Below are 20,433 nucleotides of genomic sequence, written 5' to 3' on the forward strand. Positions count from 1 at the left end.
ACGTTGTCTTGTCGATTTGCAACCAGTCACCAACGTGCTCGATAGCGAATCCATTTCCCGAACGATGAACCCCTAGGTGGGTAGGGTACAACTTGACTATCGATTCGGTAATTTCCGCCCGGTCTGGGCTGATCGGAGCGGTACCATTGATAGGTTGGTGGATGAGAGGACACGGGTGCATCCAGTGCCTTACTATGCCCCAACTGACATAGCGTTTCTTCCATTCATGGCCAAATTCTTTCCAGCACTCGATCATGCGGAATTCCGCAGCAAAGGCGAATTTACGCTTTTTCAGGAACTAGCGGCACTTGACGATGGGTTTGTCGTCATCCACTCGCTACCTTGGCTACGCGGCCGGACAAAGCGGGTGTACTCGCAGGATCTGCAGGACTACCTGCGAGTTTCCTTAGAGAGGAGGCACCTGTCTGGCGAGGTGGACTTCGTAATCTTACATGCGGAGCTGGGTATGCTTTGCATAGAAACGAAGTCAGGTTTGTATCAGCCGTCGGGCGTTCGATTCATTCACGAACGTGACGGTTATGAAATCGATCCTCTGAATCAGGTCAAGGACAACGCTTTCGTCCTCGTCGATATGTTGCAATCGTGGCAGATGAAGTGCCCAGTCGGTTACGCAGTGCATTTTCCAGACTTCGATCTGGAGAGCTCGCAAATCGCCAGTGCATACGTGCCGCTCGACCGGCAGTTGCCCGACGGTATTCTAATCCTCCAAAAGCACCGTCAGGACATGCCTTCGCGCATCATGCAATTGATGGCGCACTGGAAGTCCGCACTGAACTACAACACCAAGGATAATTTCAGCCATGAAATCAAACAATTTCTCGACTCCGTCTGGCCGCGGGAATTACGGGAAGGGGCTCTTGGCCGGAAAATCGTTGCGGACAGCGAGTTGTGGCTTCAATTAGACAAAAAGCAGGCGAATCAGGTGGCATTGTGCGTCGACTCTGATCGAAGGTTGATCGCGGGGTTTTCGGGCAGCGGCAAGACGTTGATAGCGCGTTCTCTTGCTGAGCAGTTTGTCGCTCGGGACCTCAAGGTACTGTTCCTTCTGAAGAACCGCCAGATTACGCATAAGGTGGCCGCTCAATTGAGGCAGTTTGGCCGGGCGGTGACTGTTCAAACCTTTCATTCCTACTGCGAGTCCCAGGGCAAGCGGAACAGGGAAAACAGCTCCGGCGAGCCCAACTATGACGAGCATCACCTGGCCCTGCATGGGTCGGTAGATGATCAGTACGCCGCGTTGATTGTCGATGAGGCCCAGGCGCTCAATGAGGCCGATCACTTGGCGCTGCGCGACCATTTCGCCAACGCACGCAAGTTCGTTTTTGCTGATGAGCTCCAGGTACTACCCGGGATCGAAAAAGGCAGTTCCTATCGATTTCTGGAGGATACCTATGGCGAGCGATTCTTCTATCTGACAACGGTCTACCGGAATCCCGGAGGCATCACTCAGACGATGATGGAGATGCTACCGCCACGACATGAGGTGAATTGCCCTCGGCCGATCTCCGTGGAGGACTTGTGCAGAAGCATTAGCTGGGATGTTTCCAAGACAATCCAGACCATGACGGCGAGCCTTGCTAAATCCGGTGTCATGAACGAGGACTTGATCGTGCTCAGTCAGTTCTCCTCGTCGCTTGAGGAGATCGATGTTCCACGCTCCACTATCTCGGCGTATCGCGGTATGGAGGCGCCAGTCGTCATCGTCGTAGCAGGCTTCGAAATGGATGACATCACATTGGCTTGCGCTCTCGGACGAGCCACCACCCGTGCCTATATCATCGTGCCTATTGAACTGCTTGTGGGTCAGAGCAGCGTAAAATCAGATTTCCTTCGCAAAGGTTTGGAGAATATTGATCGCACATCAGTGCTCGATCAGGATGCCCGTGCTCCGGCCCCACGGTTTATCGTTAACAGAATGCGGAAATACGCCGACTTGGGCGGAAGACACGAAATCTTCGGCGAAGGATTTGTTTACGCAAGCCGATGGAGGCGATGGGTATATGAAGGCGGCGCCAGATGGAGCAATCGCGGAGTTCAGCTTTGGGGCTGGTGGATATCGCTATCGACAGGTCTTTCCATAGCTGGAATCGACTTTGTGCGTAATGAACTGACAGAGGGCTATCTCAAGCCCTGCACCGAATGCAATACGATGACACCGCATAACATGTACGGTGCGTGTCTGACTTGCCTCGCAGAACCATTGGACGAGGCCAATGTTTTTGAGATCGCCCAGCAGGCGGTTGAATTGGGTGCTGCGCGATCAATGAAGCGGGGGCAATCTTTAATCAAGGTGGCGGCACTGGTCGGCAATTTTGAATTTCCGCGCTCTAATGACCCTGTGTATGGGATTACTGAAGTCCCTGTCCTATTCCTCGCCACTACGATCGTCGAGTTTCGGATGCGCAACGAGGCGACCGTTGCCACCAAATCCCAAGTAGTACAATGGTTGCGGGAAGGGTTGGTACCCAGTGATTTAGATGACTCCATCGAGAGCCTTGCGGGCCGAACAATAGGCAGTCTCTGCGGGCAGAAGCTCATGGTGAAGATTGAGGCCGGCAAGTACCGACTAACCAATCCTCAATAGCCTCGTAAAGGTGGGGCTCCTTGAGTCTCCGGTCTGCCTGGTCAGATCTAGGTCTCAAGTTTTCGATAAAGCTGCGTTGCTCAACCGTAATTTTCAGATCCCTTGCCCTTGGAAATAAAGGTCGCGTTTAGCGCTGGAACATCTTTGAATTATCAACTTTTCCGGAGCCTTGACTGTTGAGCCAGATGAAAAGCTAGTTTTACCAACCCTGGGGCGATCACTTCATCGTTGCCGTTGAAGTTCGATTCCTGGTTTGCATGGGAAGTGTCAGCCCCTCCGATTTTGAGTTGTTCGGACAGAGCTAACGCGACAATGCCAATTAACTAATTAATTTTTAACGATTAATTCCTTGGGCGGAAAACGAGTCTGTACGGAGGTGGTGTTGTTCGTTCATCGATTCCAGTGTCCACCGTTCCGCTGAAAGCTTCAGGCCGGTCTATCGAATCGCAGAGTCTCCGGTCGGAGCTATCCTCATCAATAGCCCACTTGGCCTTAGGCTGGGGGCATCCTTTTCAAACCATCCAGTGCATGCCCTCAGATGTGCCCCCAATGTAGCAATCCACTGGAAGTGAATGGAGCTCCATGGTTTGTGGAAAGGCAGAAATGATCAGTCGAACAGCCTGCCAGACAACGCCTAAAGACTCTCAGGGTCGCCAAAAAACATCTGAATCCGCGACCTCAACCACCTTTCCCCCGGATCATTATCCTGCGCCCCGCGCCAGGCCATGTGCAGTTCAAAAGTCTGAGTCTCAAGAGGCAGGTTCTCTGCTCGAACCCCGCCAGCGGCCGTCAGCACCTGCGCGGCATAGTCCGGGACGGTGGCGATGATGTCGGTGCCGGTCAGGAGGGTGGCCAGGCCGTTGAACTGCGGGACGGCCAGGACGACGTGGCGTTTGCGGTTTATTGCTTCCAGGTATTCATCGATAAAGCCGCTCAGGTCGCCTGCGAATGACACCAGGGCGTGAGGGCGTGAGCAGAAGTCGTCCAGGGAGAGGGCGCCGGGAATCGAGTCGGCGCGCAGCAGTTGCGGCTTGCTTCTGCGCAATACCTTGCGTTTGGCGTTAGCGGGCAGGTCCTGGGTGTAGCTGACGCCCACGGAAATTTCGCCCGAGGCCAGCAGGGCCGGCATCAGGATGTAGTTGACGCGCCGGACCACCAGCACGATGCCGGGTGCTTCGGAGCGCAGGCGTTTGAGCAGGGTGGGTAACAGGGCGAACTCCACGTCGTCGGACAGGCCGATACGGAAGACGTTGGTACTGGTCGCCGGGTCGAACTCCGATGCCCGGCTGACCGCAGTGGAGATCGAGTCCAGCGCCGGGGAAAGGAGGGCGAAGATTTCAGTGGCGCGGGCAGTCGGCTCCATGCTGCGGCCGGTACGCACGAAGAGCGGATCATCGAACAGCCCGCGCAGGCGTGAGAGGGCCGCACTGATTGCCGGTTGCCCCAGGAACAGTTTTTCGGCCGCGCGAGTAACGCTTCGTTCATGCATCAGGGTTTCAAAAACGATGAGCAGATTGAGGTCAACGCGACGCAGATCATTGCGATTCATGCGGAATATCTCGGGCCATTTGTCGATTTGATGCTTTGAGAGGTTGCGATAGTACGAGCAAACGCCGATGACGCGCATCGAAAATTCGTTGTCATGGCTTAAATGTCCACACTGGTTGCAATGTTTCGTCGACATGCCAACAATGGCCGCCCATGAGTGCATGGGTGTTCAGGGATTGTCAGGCGTTGCCGCCCGGCCCATGAGGCACAATCGATGACAGGCATGTCGACTATTAATAGCCACTGATAGTGTTGTCGGCAGAGCCCGGATAGAGTTCACGGCATCAAGGTATACAAGGCGAGGTTCTAAATGTCCCGCACGATCCGTTTTCACCAGTTTGGCCCGGCCGAGGTGCTCAAGGTCGAAGAGCATCCCGACACGTTGCCCGCACCCGGCGAGGTGCAGGTGCGTGTCCAGGCAATCGGTGTCAGTTGGTATGACGTTCTCTGGCGGCAAAATCTTGCTTCCACCCAGGCGCGTCTGCCTGCCGGTCTTGGTTATGAGATGGCCGGTGTCGTAACCGCTCTGGGCGATGGCGTCAGTGATCTGGCCGTAGGCGACAAGGTCGCCAGTTTTCCGGCTGCCGATGCCAACAAGCATCCAGTCTATGGCGAGTCCATCGTATTGCCACGCTCGGCATTGACCCGTTATCCCGACGTGCTGAGCCCTGTCGAAGCCAGCGTGCATTACACGCCGATGCTGATTGCCTACTTCGCGTATGTCGATCTGGCGCGGATCAAGGCGGGGCAAACCGTGCTTGTCACCGATGCCAGTCACTGTGCCGGCCCGTGCTTTGTCCAGCTTGGCAAGGCGCTGGGTGTTCGTGTCATCGCGGTGACCAAGACTGACGATGCGCGTGATTACCTGTTGGCTCAAGGTGCTGACAAGGTGGTGGTCACCGAGGAGCAGGACTTGCTGATGGCTATCAACAAGTACACCGACAATCGCGGTGTGGATGCGGTGTTCGATGGCCTGGGCGGCCCACAGATGTCGATCATGGGCGATGTGCTGGCTCCGCGTGGCAGCCTGGTGCTATATGGTCTGCAAGGCGGCAATCAGACGCCGTTCCCGGCCTGTGCAGCGTTTCAGAAGAACATCCAGTTCTTCGTACACTGCCTGGGTAATTTCACCGGCAAGCCTGAGCTGGGGATTGTTCCTGACACCGAGGCACTGCAACGTGCCCTGCGCGAGATCAATCAACTGACGGCTGATCGTGTACTGGTGCCGCTCCAGACTCGCAACTTTCCGTTCGAGCAAGTGGTTCAGGCTCATCGCTACATGGATACTTGCCCGATTGGTGGACGTGCCGTGCTGGAAATCGCTCAGGCATAGTTTTTCACCCGTCTATCAAGTTCTGCACGAAGCCTTCCTTTTCAGGAGGGCTTTTTTATATCTGCAAGTTTGTGCGCTTCGGTGGGCAGGGCTGCTTTCACGAAGGCAGAATTAGTTGTTTAAATTTTTTCCGTTTTACAGATGAGCGGTTGTTTGTCGTCGTGAATTTAAAAATCCTCATAATGAGTAGTCGTGTTTAATTTGTCTGTCGGATGTCGCTTTCATTGAACAGCGTTTCCTACGGGCAAAAAAGCATTTTTTGTCGGCTGCTTCAGGTGGTCTGGTGTGGAATCCATTTCTAGAGCGTTTGCCTTGCCGGGGACGGCGCACAATGCTGGCAAGACAGGGTCTGGGCTGTGACGTTTTGCGTTGAACGCAATGTTTATTTATAGCGCTTGTTTAAACCGAGTGTATTGCTTTTGGTGTCGATCTGTACCTTGTAATTGTTTTAGGGATACCGATAATAGTTTGGTAATTCTTACTCAGGGAATGAGTCATGATTGATTATAAACTCGCGTATAAGCCTGATATTAAATGCCGCCCTTACATCATGTTGTTTCTTGATAAAGGCGTGGGTGAAAAAGTATGAGCTCCATTCACGAACAAGCAATGAATTATGTCTACCAGCAAGTGTTGCAGCGTTTGCTGGGTTACTTCACGAGGGCTGAGCGTACGGCTTTGCAACTGTTGATTCAGCGGCTGATCGTGGCGGCGGGCGGTATCGAGCGTATTTCCAGTTTCAAGGTGCTGATCGCTTTTGGAGGTGGCAAGGACAGCGCTTACACACTGGCGTTCCTGAGAGCGGCACAGTTAAGCATTGCAGGTCGATCCCCTGGCACTTTCAACCTGCGGGTGGCCAACATGCGCCATGTAGGGCTTACGCAGGCAGTGATGGATAACATTCACCGCACCTACTCGGCGTTGTTTCTGTATGACGATCCGCGTGTGGAAATGCTCGTGGTCGACAATCAATATACTCAGGTGTTCGAGCCGGACCTGCCGTTTTCCAGTGCCGGGCGCGAGCAGAACCGCTCGGACATGTTGCTGGCCGGCCATCTGACGGCAGGCGATGCACGCACGACCTTCTGCAATCGTTGCTACCTGGGGCTTGCCGAGTTTCTGGGGCGGGCTTCGAGCTGGGGGAGCGGTGTGGATGCTGTCGTCAATGGCGACTCCCGCAAGGAGCAGAAACACTACGTTACCTGGGCAATGCGTCTTGCCCAGCGCACGGGGCAGGGCAAGGCTAACTGGAGTGGCCAGAACCTCAATGGCATCCTCAGATCAATCGATACTATCGGGCAGGCTTATTTCCATGAGCTTTATGGCGAAGGGGATGAGCCTGCCAAGTCGCCTCGAGCCACCGTTTATCCCAATCAGTCGATTGTTCCGGCATTCATCAGCATTTGCGATCTGGTCAACTGCAAGGTTGAGGAGCACTGGAACCTGCTGACCGAGTTCCTGGGGTTTCGCTTCGATGACCTGGCGTTTGCCTTCAGCGAGTCGGACTGTGCCAATCCACTATTGATGGCCCATATACGAGGCCTCAAGGCGCAATACCTGCAAGGACGCAGCTATGCCGACGGAATTGCCGAGTACCTGACTCTGGCGCGCATAATGATGCGCCGCAAGCAAATGCCGTCACGGCTGGTCAAGCAGGCCATGGATGCCTATGAAGGGCCTGAGGGCATCGAAGCGCGTCATGAACTGGCCGCCAGTTACGCTCAGGAAGGATTTGGTCTGAGTGAGGCGCAACTGGTCTGCATGATTTTCTCGCCCTTCGTAGATCGGGGGCGTGGGCTTGAAGCGTTCCTGCGCGGTTGTCACCCGGGCATGCTGGTGGCATTACCGGATCTTCATAAAGTGCTCTCGGGCCTGACGGCACCTGAGCAGGTCGTGCAATGGCTTGTCGATATCAGCGGCTTGAGCCTGAAGGGGTTACAGAGCCTGTACTGCAAGGTGCGGGTGGACTTCGACAGTGAAAGCTCCATCATCGCCCGGTTTCGCGCCTCCGACCCGGACAAATGCCGGATCGTGACAGTTGATCCTGAGACCGGCGGTGTTGTGGCTGAAGTGCTCTCCGGACGTTAAGCCCTCTTGTCTGGCGAATGGCTGTTGCCGTGGATTCGGTACCAGCCATGTCGCTATCGCCTGGAAAATCTTTTGGCCACGCGCCGGATTGCCTCCCATGAAAAACAAAACGGATTTCGCCTATCAGGCGGTTTACCGCTATCTCGTTCGCCTGATTGACGAGGTGCAAACCGATTCCACGACCAGGATGCCGTCCTTGCGCCAGTTGTCCCGGCGTCTGCGTGTATCGATCTCGACCGTACAAAGCGCCTATTCGTTGCTGGAGAAGGAAGGGCGTGTGTGCTCCATGCCCAAGTCCGGCTATTACGCCTTGCCCAGCGCAAGCAGTGACGAAACGCCAGAGCCGGTATTCGAGAATGGCAACCTGCTGGAAGCGTTTTACCGGCATATCCGTCGCCCCGGTGTATGGGTGCTGGGTAATGATGAACCCACATTGCTGCAATCGATGGAAAGCCCATTGCTGGCCATGGAGCGTGAACTGCTCAGGTATTACCCGCGCCCACTGAGTTCCGGGTTTCAGCCTTTTGGGGATATCGAACTGCGTACGGCCCTGGCGGCTCGCTATACCCAGGATGCCCAGCGCTGCTGGCACCCGGAAAATGTCTACATCGGGCCGGATATGCCGGGCATGCTGGCGGCGGTTGTCGAGGTCTTGAACCTGCGTGGCGCAACCGTACTGGTTGAGTCGCCTTGCACCTGGACGTTGTTGCGCTTGTTACAGTCCTTCGACATCCGGGTCATCGAGGTGCCGCTGGACGAGGCGGGCGCTATCAATCTGGCAGTGCTGGATCAAGTGCTGCTGACAGAGAACATTGGCCTGGCGCTGTTACCCTCGCTGCTTAATCCGGTTCAATGCAGCACATTGCCTGCTGCCAATCTTCAGGCCGTCGCTCAACTGCTCAATCGGTATCGGGTCTGGGTGCTGGAAAACGACAGCCACGGCGAACTGGTTTTTGTGCCGAAGCAAGCCCGCCTGCGGGATTTGATCGATCCGCAGCGTCTGTTGATCCTCGGCAGCTTCGACAAGGTTCTGGGGCCGGAAGCGCCTTATGGCTACCTGCTGTGCAAACACTTCGACGTCCAGTGGCAGCAGTATTTCCTGCTGCGCGCCTTCGAGTTGCCGCCGATTCGTCAGAAGGCGGTTGCCAGGCTCTGTAGCAGCGGGCGGCTGGATGCTCATCTGGTTGAACTCAGAGAGTTGCTGGCGCAACGCATGCAGATGATGGTGCAGTTGCTGGACCGGGATCTGGGGCAACTGCTGCGTTATGAATTGCCTGAAGGCGGCTGCGGAATATGGGTGCAAAGTGTGTATCGCGTGGACATGCGCCAGGTTTTCGAGAGCCTTTTGCAGCAGCGCATTATCGTTACCCCCGGCGAGTTGTTCAGTCTGCAAGGCCTGCACCGCCAACACCTGCGCATCGGTTACGCCATTGACTGGACCCAGAACATCGCCCGGTTGCTGAGCGCACTGGCCGAGGCCTTGAAGCAGGCGCGGCAGCATTGAGGTGCAGGAGACGCCCGGTAGGAGCGCACTTGCCCGCGACAGGGCCGCTGATCCATTTGTATTTGCCAGAGCCGGGAAAAGGCTGTTATCTGTACGCCTATCCAGTATCGGCAATCAACAGTTCCCCTGTGCAGTGACTCTGACGACTTCTTCCAGCCCTCACCTTGAACCGCAATCTACTGGCGCAGAGCCCTCGCGTTATGTCGTGGCGGTGCGTGCGTTATGTGAATTCACGGCCAAGGCCGGCAGTCTGGATCTGCGCTTCACACCTTCGCCCACGGCCCAGGAAGGTATTGCCGGGCACCGCACCGTGGCGGCTCGGCGTGGCGCGAGTTATCAGGCTGAGTTGTCGCTGAGCGGCGATTATCGGGAGTTGACGGTTCGGGGCAGGGCCGATGGCTACGATGCGGCGCTCAATCAACTGGAAGAGGTGAAGACCTACCGTGGTGAGCTTGATGCCATGCCCGGCAATCATCGTCAATTGCACTGGGCGCAGGCGAAAATCTACGGCTGGCTGATCTGTCAGCAATTGAATCTGAACGAGGTCACTCTGGCGCTGGTGTATTTCAACATCGTCAGCGAACAGGAAACCCTGATCCGCGAGTCGTTCAGCCGCGAAGCGTTGCGGGAGTTTTTCGAGCGGCAATGCGAGATATTCCTGTACTGGGCGCAGCAGGAACTGGCGCACACCTCGTCACGCAACCAGAGTCTGAAGACGCTCGCATTTCCTTATCCGCAGTTTCGGACCGGGCAGCGAGTGCTGGCCGAGTCGGTTTACAAGGCCGTCAGCACGGGGTCCTGCCTGATGGCGCAAGCGCCGACCGGGATTGGCAAGACGGTCGGTACGTTGTTCCCGATGCTCAAGGCTGCACCGACTCAAAAGCTCGACAAGGTATTCTTCCTGACGGCCAAGACGCCGGGCCGCAAACTGGCGCTGGATGCCCTGCAAGTGATCGGGCGCAGCTCGCCCGACCTGACCCTGCGTGTGCTGGAACTGGTCGCACGGGACAAGGCCTGCGAGCACCTGGACAAGGCTTGCAATGGTGATTCCTGCCCGTTGGCCAACGGTTTCTATGACCGCTTGCCTGCCGCGCGCAGTGCCGCCTTGAATGCGCCATGGCTGGATCAGGCTGGTGTGCGCGAAGTCGCCTTGCTGCATCAGGTCTGTCCGTATTACCTCAGCCAGGAACTGGCGCGCTGGTCGGACGTGGTGGTCGCGGACTACAACTACTATTTCGACCTGAGCGCCTTGTTGTTCGGCCTTGCCCAGTTCAATCAGTGGCGCGTGGCGGTGCTGGTGGACGAAGCCCATAACATGGTCGAGCGTGCCCGCAGCATGTACAGCGCCAGCCTCGATCAGCAGAACCTCAATGCACTTCGACAAAGTGCTCCGCAGCCCTTGCACAAGGCCTTGCAACGGCTCAGTCGCCAATGGAATGCCCTGCACAAGGAACAGGCGGGCGCCTATCAGGCCTACGCCGATGTGCCGGGCAAATTTCTGAGCAGCCTGAACCTGTGTGTGTCGGCGATAGGCGATTACTTCAACGAGCACCCGCATGCGGTGGATGGCGCGCTGCAAAGCTTCTATTTCGATGCCATTGCGTTTGTAAGGATTGGCGAACTGTTCGATGAGCATTTCATCTTCGATATCGCCGTGCGCGAGTGGGGCGCGAAACGCCGTTTTTCCCGGTTGACCCTGCGCAATGTGGTGCCGGCTCGTTTCATTGCGCCGCGTCTGAGCAGCGCGCTGGGGACTGTGCTGTTTTCCGCTACGCTGAAGCCGCAACGCTATTATGCGGACTTGCTGGGGCTGCCAGAGAAGACGGTCTGCATCGATGTGGAGTCGCCGTTTCACCACGAGCAACTGGATGTCCGGATCGTCAGCCACATTTCGACCCGCTTCACTCATCGACAGGCCTCGTTGGCCCCTATCGTTTCCTTGATGGGAGAACAGTTTCAGGCGCAACCGGGTAATTATCTGGCGTTCTTCAGCAGCTTCGATTATCTGCAACAAGTGGTTGAGCTGATGCGTCAGAGCTGGCCGCAGATCGAGCTGTGGCAACAGGAACGCGGCATGAGCGAAGGCGAACGTCAGGCCTTTCTCGACCGCTTTACCCTGAGCAGCAGAGGCATTGGTTTTGCGGTACTGGGCGGTGCATTTGGCGAGGGTATCGACCTGCCCGGAGCACGGCTGATCGGCGCGTTCATCGCGACCCTTGGCTTGCCTCAGTTGAACCCGGTCAACGAGCAATTCAAACAACGCATGGCTGCCTTGTTCGGTGCTGGCTACGATTACACCTATCTTTATCCGGGGGTGCAGAAAGTCGTGCAGGCTGCCGGTCGAGTAATCCGCAGCCAGAATGATCGTGGTGTGGTCATGCTGATCGATGACCGTTTTGCCGAGCGTCAGGTGCAACAGCTACTCCCGACCTGGTGGCAGCTCGCAAACTCAACTACTTAGGGATCGATAGCCAAGCATTCCGGTCAAACTGCCAGTAAACTGCCGCACCATAGGCGTTTTCGCCAAAACCGAATTTCCTGTCCCCATTTACGTGGAGGTTGTATGAGTCTCAGTCCTTTCGCCGGCAAGCTGGCACCTGCGCAGTTACTGGTCGATATCCCGAGACTGGTAACGGCCTATTACGCCGGGCAGCCGGACGCTTCGATCACAACCCAGCGCGTGGCCTTCGGGACTTCCGGCCACCGCGGCAGTTCGTTTGAACTGAGTTTCAACGAGTGGCACGTTCTGGCTATCAGCCAGGCGATCTGTCTGTATCGTCAGGCCAATGGCATCGATGGTCCGCTGTTCCTGGGTGCCGACACCCACGCACTCTCGACGCCTGCCAGCTCAACGGCCCTTGAAGTACTGGCTGCCAACGGCGTGCAGGTGATGATTTCCGAAGGTGACGAATACACGCCGACTCCAGCGGTATCCCACGCGATCATCTGCTACAACCGTGGCCGTACATCCGGTCTGGCCGACGGTATCGTGATCACGCCGTCCCACAACCCGCCGCAAAGTGGTGGCTTCAAGTACAACCCTCCAAATGGCGGCCCGGCTGACAGCCACATCACCAAATGGATCGAGAACAAGGCCAACGAACTGCTGGCCGATAAACTCCAGGGCGTGCTGCGCATCAGCCATGAAAAAGCCCTGCGTGCCGATACCACCCATCGTCATGACTACGTCAATACCTACGTGGCCGACCTGAAAAGCGTCATCGATCTGGATGCCATCCGCGATGCCGGTCTGCGCCTGGGCGTCGATCCGCTGGGCGGAGCAGGGGTTCGCTACTGGTCGGCCATTGGCGAGCATTACGGCCTGAACCTGGACGTGGTGAACCAGTTCGTCGATCCGACCTTCCGCTTCATGAGCGTGGACTGGGATGGCCAGATCCGCATGGACCCATCGTCCAGCCATGCGATGCAGAGCCTGATCGGCCTCAAGGACCGCTATCAGGTCGCCTTTGCCTGCGACCCGGATCATGACCGTCATGGCATCGTGACCCCGACTGGCGGGCTGATGACGCCTAACAGCTATCTGGCAGTGTCCATCGATTATCTGTTCCAGAACCGTCCGCACTGGCGTGCCGATGCAGCGGTTGGCAAGACCGTGGTCAGCAGCGGCATCATTGACCGGGTCGCGGCGCGTCTTGGCCGTCGTCTGTACGAAGTCCCGGTGGGCTTCAAGTTCTTTGCCGAAGGCCTGTTCGAGGGTTCGCTGGGCTTTGGTGGTGAAGAGAGCGCGGGTGCTTCGTTCCTGCGTCGCGACGGCACGGTCTGGACCACCGACAAGGATGGTCTGATTCCGGCCTTGCTGGCGGCCGAAATCACTGCACGTAAAGGCCGTGACCCGAGCGAGATCTACAAGACCATGACCGACGAGCTGGGCGAGCCGTTCTCGACCCGTGTCGATGCCAAGGCCAACCCGCAACAGAAGGCTCTGCTGGGCAAACTGTCGCCGGAGCAGGTCAAGTCCACTGAACTGGCGGGCGAAAAGATCCAGGGCATTCTCAGCCATGCACCGGGCAACGATCAGGCCATTGGCGGCCTGAAAGTGATGACCGAGAACGGCTGGTTCGCAGCGCGCCCATCCGGCACCGAGGACATCTACAAGATCTATGCGGAAAGCTTTGTGGGCGAAGATCACCTGCAGCGTCTGGTGGCTGAAGCCCAGGTGCTGGTCGATGGAGCGATTGCACCGAAGTGACTGGACAGGTTTCGGGCTACTCTTGCCTTGGGGTGTGAGTAGCCTGGAGCCGGTCAGTCGCGGTAGAACACCTGAACCAGGTGGTAGCCGAACTTGCTCTTGATGGGGCCGTGTACAGTGCGTAGCGGCTTCTTGAAGATGACCTGATCGATGGCGCCGACCATCTGGCCGGGCCGGACTTCACCCAGGTCGCCGCCACGTTTGCCGGACGGGCAGGTGGAATGCTTCCTGGCGAGTACGTCGAAGGCCTCGCCCTTGGCGATACGCAGCTTGAGCTGCTCGGCTTCTTCGGCAGTCTTCACCAGAATATGGCGGGCTTGGGCTTTCATGTCGCAATATCACCTGTCAGAAAAGGCTGCCATTATGCCTGCCCTGACCCGATTGAATAAATCTGCTCGTGAAAGGTTGCTGAGTGCAGCGGGCAGACAAGCGTTTTCACATTATCTTGTGCGGTGTTGATTATGGATTTCCCGGCGTTGTTGAAGATTCTGGCCAGCCAGGACGGATCGGACCTTTATCTCTCCACCGGAGCGCCTCCTTGCGCCAAGTTCAATGGCGTGCTCAAGCCGCTGGGCACTGAAACCCTCAAGCCCGGCGAGGTGGCGACTGTCGCCCAGAGCCTCATGGATGAGGAGCAGAAGCTCGAATTCCAGCGTGAGCTGGAAATGAACCTGGCGGTGTCACTGGCCGGTATCGGGCGTTTCCGGATCAATATCTTCATGCAGCGCAACGAAGTCTCCATCGTGGCGCGTAACATCAAGCTGGATATCCCGCGTTTCGAGGATCTGCATCTGCCGCCGATCCTGCTCGATGTGATCATGGAAAAACACGGGCTGGTGTTGTTCGTGGGCGCGACGGGCTCGGGTAAATCCACTTCTCTGGCGGCCCTGATCGACTATCGCAACCGCAATGCCAGTGGTCATATCATCACCATCGAAGACCCGGTGGAGTTCATTCACCGCCACAAGAAGTCCATCGTCAACCAGCGTGAAGTGGGGGTCGATACCCGCAGTTTCCGTGCCGCGCTTAAAAACACCTTGCGACAGGCCCCGGATGTGATCCTGATCGGCGAGATTCGTGACCGGGAAACCATGGAGCATGCGCTGGCCTTTGCCGATACCGGCCACCTGGCAATCTCGACCCTGCATGCCAACAACGCCAACCAGGCCCTGGACCGGATCATCAACTTCTTCCCGGAAGAGCGCCGCGAACAACTGCTGCACGACCTGGGCAACAACCTCAAGGCCTTCGTTTCCCAGCGTCTGGTCAAGACCCCGGATGGCAAGCGACGTGCGGCAGTGGAAGTGATGATGGGGACGCCGACCATTCGCGATCTGATCCAGCGTAACCAGTTGACCGAACTCAAGGGCATCATGGAAAAGTCCGGCAGCCTGGGCATGCAGACCTTCGATACCGCGCTGTTCAATCTGGCGGTGGAAGGTGCAATCAGCGAAGAGGAGGCCCTGAAAAACGCCGACTCGCAAAACAACGTGCGCCTGCGCCTCAAGCTGCATGGCGAAGGCGGAGTCAGCAACCTCACAACACCTCCGCCTGCACCTGTCGGGACAGGCTCGACAAAGATGTCCGATTGGGGGTTGGTGGACGAGAATGAAGAACCCCGGTCCTGACTGTTCAAACTGTGTGGGAGCGGATTTATCCGCGAATGAATTCGCTCCTGCACAACGTTATTGAGCCAGCCACCCACCATCCACATTCCAGGCCGCACCGCGCACCTGAACCGCCGCCTCGCTGCACAGAAACAACACCAGCTCACCCAGTTGCTCCGGTGTAACGAAATCCAGCGAGGGCTGTTTTTCGGCCAGCAGGTCGTGTCGGGCCTGATCCGGGTCGCCCTGGCGGTTATCGATCTGTTGCTGCACCAGCGGCGTCAGGACCCAGCCGGGGCAGATGGCGTTACAAGTGACATGACTGCGGGCGGTTTCCAGACCTACCACTTTAGTCAGACCAATCACGCCATGTTTGGCCGCGACATACGCCGCCTTGCCGGTTGAACCCACCAGCCCGTGAACCGAGGCGATATTGATGATTCGTCCCCAGTCCTTGCTGCGCATACCGGGCAGGCACAGGCGGGTGGTGTGGAACACCGATGACAGATTGATAGCGATGATCGAGTCCCAACGCTCGACGGCAAAGTCCTCCACAGCGTCCACATGCTGAATGCCGGCGTTATTGATCAGAATGTCGACCCCGCCAAACTCGCGTTCGGCATAGGCGATCATGTCGGCAATCTGTGCCGGGTCGCTGACATCCGCAGGGTGGTGCCCAACGCGACCGCCAAACTGTTGCACTTGGGCGATCACCGTCGAAGCATCGCCGAAACCGTTGAGGATCAGGTTGGCGCCGGCTTTGGCCAGAACCAGGGCAATGCCCAGGCCGATGCCGCTGGTGGAGCCGGTGACCAATGCAGTTTTTCCTTGCAGATTCATAATCGATTCCTTAAACGATGCCAGTGGCGTAGAACGCTGCGATCACTACGAAAACCGCCAGTGTCTTGATGATAGTGATACCGAAAATGTCCAGATAAGCTTCACGGTGGGTCAGCCCGGTCACGGCCAGCAGCGTGATGACCGCGCCGTTATGGGGCAGGGTGTCCATGCCGCCGCTGGCCATGGCGGCCACCCGATGCAGGACTTCCAGCGGGATATTCGCGGCGTTGGCAGCCGCGATGAAGCTGTCTGACATGGCGGCCAGTGCGATGCTCATGCCGCCCGAGGCCGAACCGGTGATACCGGCCAGCAGGGTGACGGTAATGGCTTCATTGACCAGCGGGTCCGGGATGCTTTTCAAGGCATTGGCCAGCACCAGAAACCCTGGCAGTGAAGCGATTACAGCGCCAAAGCCATATTCGGATGCGGTATTCATGGCCGCCAGCAACGCGCCATTGACCGCGCTTTTACTGCCTTCGGCCAGCCGGGAGCGAATGGCGCCGAAGCCGAATATCAGCACCATCACAATGCCGGTCAACAGTGCGGCTTCAACGGCCCAGATCGCCGTCAGCCTGGCAATCTCAGTCTGGATCGGAGCCGCCATGCCCGGCAGCGCCAGGGTGTGGGTCTTGCCGTACCACTGGGGAATCCACCAGGTAAAGAGCAGGTTCATGACCCCCACCAGCACCAGTGGCGAGAGCGCTATCCACGGGTTGGGCAGTTTGATGTCGGCTGCCGTTTCCGGTTCATTGCGCAGGTCGTGGCCATAACCTTCGCCGTTACGTGCAGCCTTGTTGCGCTGACGCTGCAGATACAGCATGCCTGCGCTGAATACGAACACGGTACCGATCAGGCCCAGCCATGGTGCGGCCCAGGCGGTGGTATTGAAGAAGGTCGTGGGAATGATGTTCTGGATTTGCGGCGTGCCGGGCAAGGCATCCATGGTGAAGGAGAACGCGCCCAGCGCGATGGTTGCCGGAATCAGGCGCTTGGGGATATCGCTCTGGCGAAACATCTCGGCGGCAAACGGATAGACCGCGAAGACCACGACGAACAGCGACACGCCACCATACGTGAGCAGGGCGCAGACCAGCACAATCACCAGCATGGCCTGGCGTGTGCCGAGCACACCGATGGCGGCTGCCACGATGGAGCGGGAAAACCCGGACAGCTCGATCAGCTTGCCGAATACCGCGCCGAGCAGGAACACCGGAAAGTACAGCTTGATAAAGCCGATCATCTTGTCCATGAACAGCCCGGTAAATGCAGGCGCCACTGCCGAAGGGTCGGTCAGCAATACTGCACCCAGCGCGGCAATGGGGGCAAAAAGGATAACGCTGTAACCACGGTAGGCCGCGAGCATCAGTAGCGCGAGCGCCGCCAAAGCAATGAGTACGCTCATGGGTATCTCCTGTTGTTATTGTTTTTTGGGTGCGGTCAGGCCGCCGCATGGCTATAGCGGGATTCGTGCCATATATTCAAGTCATTGAAAGTAAAGGGAATTACTAAAATTTATGCAGCCGGTAATCTCACAACAGAGACTACCGCCGCCCCGTAGGAGCGAATTCATTCGCGAAAGATTGGTTTTCGCGAATGAATTCGCTCCTACGGGGGTGTTGTCTCTTAAGGGAGACTCGGTTCTCTTTATTGAGACTCCACGATCCCCAGCATTGCCATTTTCTTGTAGAGGGTCGAGCGGCCCAGGCCGAGCTGGTTGGCCGCTTGCACCACATTCCCTGCACACTGCAACAAAGTGGTTTCGATCAATTGTCGATCATTGCGCTGACGGGCCTGGCTGAAGGTTTCGTGGACATGAGGGCGATTATCGCGGGCGTTGCTTGCGACTGGCGGGAGCAGGGTGCCGATGGCCGTATGGATATCCTTGGCCGTAAGTTGCAGATCGTCGCTGAGCAACGCCGCACGCTCCAGCACATTGCGCAGTTCACGGATATTGCCGGGCCATGCATGTTGCGCCAACAGTTTCAGTGCATTGCCTTCCAGCTCATGCTGGCTATGCAGTTCTTCGAGGATGGTTTCACTCAGCACAGGCAGATCCTCCAGACGCTCGCGCAATGGGGGAACCTGAATGGGCAGGACGTTCAAGCGGTAATAGAGATCAGCGCGAAATTCGCCTCGCTTGATCGCCGCCTCCAGATCGGTGGAGGTGGCCGCTATCAGACGCACGTCGCTCTGGAACACTTCATTGGAACCTACGGGCTCATATTCCTTTTCCTGCAGCACCCGCAGCAACTTGCTTTGCAGGGCCAGTGGCATGTCGCCGACTTCATCGAGAAACAGCGTACCGCCCTGGGCAATTTTCAGTTTGCCCGAACGTCCCTTGCGTACGGCACCGGTAAAGGCGCCGGGTGCCGTACCAAAGAACTCGGCTTCCAGCAGGGCTTCCGGGATTGCTGCACTGTTGATGCTGACAAAGGGTTTGTCGGCGCGGGGTGAAGCGTTATGAATGGCATGGGCCAGCAGTTCCTTGCCGGTGCCGGTCTCGCCCAGCAGCAGGATCGGGGATTCGGTGCTGGCGCTGCGCCGGGCACGGCGTTTGACTTCCAGTGTCGCCTCACTGATGCCGATGAAGTGCGCAAAGCTGTATTTTGCCTGCCGGGCCTTGAGCAGTGAGCGCGTACTGGCCAGTTCCTGCTGCATGCTCTGGTAGCGTTTGAGCAAGGGCGACAACGTCTGCAACTGATCGAACAGGGCAAAGCCGATGGCGCCAATCACTGAGCCGGCGTTGTCATGAATGGGCAGGCGCATGACCACCAGCGGGTCTTTTGCCGTGTCCATCATGTCCAGCAGGATGGGCTGTCCATTGCTGGCCACCTGACGCAACAGGCTGCCGGGAATCACGCTTTCGCAAGGCTGCCCAATGGCCAGGCTGGCATCCTGCAGGCCAAACCGGCGTGCATAACGTTCGTTGATCCAGACGATGCGCGCATCTTTGTCGACGATCACGGTGCCTTCGCTGGACTGCTCGATGATCTCGAACAGCGAGCGGGTCGCAAGACGCTGGATGTTTTGGTAGTCGCTGAGATTATTGTTTTTCATGGGGATGTTCCGTCATTTAACCCCGGCGTCTGGCCGAACAGAATGCCTGTTTTTATCCTGGGTGCGCTGCCGCCAGCAATTCCCTGGTGTAAGGGTGCTGAGGCGAATCGAAGATATCGTGGCTGGCGCCACGCTCGACGACTTTGCCATCCTTGACCACGATCAAATCATGGGCCAGCGCCTTGACTACAGCCAGGTCATGACTGATGAAAAGGTAGGTCAGGCCGTGTTTTTCCTGCAGGTCACGTAGCAGTGCAACGACTTGTTTCTGTACCGTTCGATCCAGCGCCGAGGTCGGTTCATCGAGCAGTATCAAAGCAGGTTTGAGTACCAGTGCCCGAGCGATAGCAATACGCTGGCGCTGGCCGCCGGAAAACTCATGGGGATAACGATGGCGGCTTTGCGGGTCGATGCCGACTTCTTTCAGTGCCCGTATCACTTCGGCTTCGCACTGCCGGGCATCCAGTTGCCTGTGGACCTCCAGACCTTCGCTGATTATCTGCGCCACCGACATGCGCGGGCTGAGACTACCGTAGGGATCTTGAAAGACCACCTGCATCTCTTTGCGCCATGGACGCATCTGTTTCTGATTCAAGCCATCCAGAGCCTGTCCCTGAAAACGGATACTGCCACGAGACTCCAGGAGGCGCAGGATTGCCTGACCAAGTGTCGACTTGCCTGAACCCGATTCGCCTACTATTCCGAGGGTCTTGCCGCGTTCGATACTCAGGCTGATGTCATCGACGGCCTTCAGATACTCCTTGTGACGACGCAGAATGCCGCCTGCCAGGGAAAACCAGACGCGCAGGTTCTCGACTTCCAGGACTTTTTCCCGGGTATCCCGTGGCAAGGGTTCACCCGCCGGTTCGGCATCGAGCAACAGGCGGCTGTATGGGTGCTGTGGCGATTTGAACAGCGACTGGCAGTCGGTCTGTTCGACGATTTCCCCGGCGCGCATCACGCAGACCCGCTGGGCAACGCTATGGACCAGATTCAAATCATGGCTGATCAACAGCAACGACATGTTCAGGCGCTGTTGCAGCTCCTTGAGCAGCAACAGAATCTTGCGCTGCACAGTGACATCCAGCGCTGTGGTCGGCTCATCGGCAATCAGCAGTTCCGGTTCGCAGGCCAGGGCCATGGCGATCATCACCCGCTGGCGCTGACCACCGGACAGTTCATGAGGGTAGGCTTTGAGCCGCTTTTGCGGATGCTGGATGCCGACCAGTTCCAGCAGCTCGACGATGCGTTTCTGGGCCTCGCGACCACTGATGCCGCGATGCAGGAGCAGTGTTTCGCCGATCTGCCGGGCAACGGTGTGCAACGGGTTGAGGGAGGTCATGGGCTCCTGAAAGATCATGGCAATCCGATTGCCCCGCAGCTCACGCAAGGTCCGGTCGCTGGCGCCGATCAGTTCCTGACCGCGATAGGTGATGCTGCCGGTACTGGTCGTGCCGCTTTTGGGCAACAGTTGCAGAATCGAGTGAGCAGTGACCGATTTGCCTGAGCCGGATTCACCCACCAGTGCCAGACATTCGCCCGCGCAGATATCAAGTCTCAGGTCGCTGACGACCTTCTGCCCATTGAAGGCGATGTTCAGGTTGCGGATTTCGATCAGTTTTTCTGACATTTCAGGGTCTC

General features: G+C 57.3%; 13 protein-coding genes. 7 read left to right on the forward strand and 6 right to left on the reverse strand.

Annotated elements, in window-relative coordinates; all coding sequences use genetic code 11:
• The first annotated feature begins 184 nt into the window (after positions 1 to 184).
• Positions 185 to 2,605: an NERD domain-containing protein/DEAD/DEAH box helicase gene (locus JL015_RS19815; RefSeq protein ID WP_201019640.1), complete on the forward strand. Its 2,421-nt coding sequence runs from the start codon at positions 185 to 187 to the stop codon at positions 2,603 to 2,605.
• A 634-nt stretch (positions 2,606 to 3,239) separates the two neighbouring features.
• On the opposite strand, the gene JL015_RS19820 is transcribed toward JL015_RS19815, so the two are convergent.
• Positions 3,240 to 4,154, reverse strand: a complete 915-nt coding sequence (locus JL015_RS19820; RefSeq protein WP_236250238.1) for a LysR substrate-binding domain-containing protein — start codon at positions 4,152 to 4,154, stop codon at positions 3,240 to 3,242.
• A gap of 309 nt (positions 4,155 to 4,463) precedes the next feature.
• On the opposite strand from JL015_RS19820, the gene JL015_RS19825 reads away from it, so the two are divergent.
• From JL015_RS19825 to pgm, 5 genes are all read left to right on the forward strand, one after another.
• Positions 4,464 to 5,486, forward strand: coding sequence for a zinc-dependent alcohol dehydrogenase family protein (locus tag JL015_RS19825; protein ID WP_201002348.1), 1,023 nt, complete (start codon positions 4,464 to 4,466; stop codon positions 5,484 to 5,486).
• A 585-nt stretch (positions 5,487 to 6,071) separates the two neighbouring features.
• The gene (locus JL015_RS19830) at positions 6,072 to 7,574 is read left to right on the forward strand and encodes a hypothetical protein (protein ID WP_201019641.1); all 1,503 of its coding nucleotides are present in this window, start codon (positions 6,072 to 6,074) and stop codon (positions 7,572 to 7,574) included.
• 97 nt (positions 7,575 to 7,671) lie between these two features.
• A complete protein-coding gene (locus JL015_RS19835) occupies positions 7,672 to 9,078 on the forward strand; it encodes an aminotransferase-like domain-containing protein (RefSeq protein WP_201019642.1) in 1,407 nt (468 codons plus the stop codon).
• A 139-nt stretch (positions 9,079 to 9,217) separates the two neighbouring features.
• Positions 9,218 to 11,539, forward strand: a complete 2,322-nt coding sequence (locus tag JL015_RS19840) for an ATP-dependent DNA helicase (RefSeq protein WP_374063447.1) — start codon at positions 9,218 to 9,220, stop codon at positions 11,537 to 11,539.
• 102 nt (positions 11,540 to 11,641) lie between these two features.
• A complete protein-coding gene (gene pgm, locus JL015_RS19845; protein ID WP_201019643.1) occupies positions 11,642 to 13,288 on the forward strand; it encodes a phosphoglucomutase (alpha-D-glucose-1,6-bisphosphate-dependent) in 1,647 nt (548 codons plus the stop codon).
• Positions 13,289 to 13,341: 53 nt separating this feature from the next.
• Here pgm and JL015_RS19850 read toward each other — a convergent pair whose 3' ends face one another.
• The gene (locus JL015_RS19850; RefSeq protein ID WP_122315356.1) at positions 13,342 to 13,617 is read right to left on the reverse strand and encodes a peptidylprolyl isomerase; all 276 of its coding nucleotides are present in this window, start codon (positions 13,615 to 13,617) and stop codon (positions 13,342 to 13,344) included.
• 132 nt (positions 13,618 to 13,749) lie between these two features.
• Between JL015_RS19850 and JL015_RS19855 the strand changes: the two genes are divergently transcribed.
• On the forward strand, positions 13,750 to 14,916 hold the full coding sequence (locus tag JL015_RS19855; protein ID WP_201019644.1) for a PilT/PilU family type 4a pilus ATPase: 1,167 nt from the start codon (positions 13,750 to 13,752) through the stop codon (positions 14,914 to 14,916).
• Positions 14,917 to 14,973: 57 nt separating this feature from the next.
• Here JL015_RS19855 and JL015_RS19860 read toward each other — a convergent pair whose 3' ends face one another.
• From JL015_RS19860 to JL015_RS19875, 4 genes are all read right to left on the reverse strand, one after another.
• Complete coding sequence (locus JL015_RS19860; protein WP_201019645.1) at positions 14,974 to 15,735, reverse strand: 3-hydroxybutyrate dehydrogenase; 762 nt, start codon at positions 15,733 to 15,735, stop codon at positions 14,974 to 14,976.
• Between the two features lie 10 nt (positions 15,736 to 15,745).
• On the reverse strand, positions 15,746 to 17,137 hold the full coding sequence (locus tag JL015_RS19865; protein WP_201019646.1) for a GntP family permease: 1,392 nt from the start codon (positions 17,135 to 17,137) through the stop codon (positions 15,746 to 15,748).
• Positions 17,138 to 17,379: 242 nt separating this feature from the next.
• Positions 17,380 to 18,792: a sigma-54 interaction domain-containing protein gene (locus tag JL015_RS19870; protein WP_201019647.1), complete on the reverse strand. Its 1,413-nt coding sequence runs from the start codon at positions 18,790 to 18,792 to the stop codon at positions 17,380 to 17,382.
• 52 nt (positions 18,793 to 18,844) lie between these two features.
• A complete protein-coding gene (locus JL015_RS19875; protein WP_201019648.1) occupies positions 18,845 to 20,422 on the reverse strand; it encodes an ABC transporter ATP-binding protein in 1,578 nt (525 codons plus the stop codon).
• Positions 20,423 to 20,433: the final 11 nt, after the last annotated feature.

Origin of the sequence: Pseudomonas cichorii, from assembly GCF_015471405.1 — a bacterium.
Taxonomy (GTDB): domain Bacteria; phylum Pseudomonadota; class Gammaproteobacteria; order Pseudomonadales; family Pseudomonadaceae; genus Aquipseudomonas; species Aquipseudomonas serbiensis.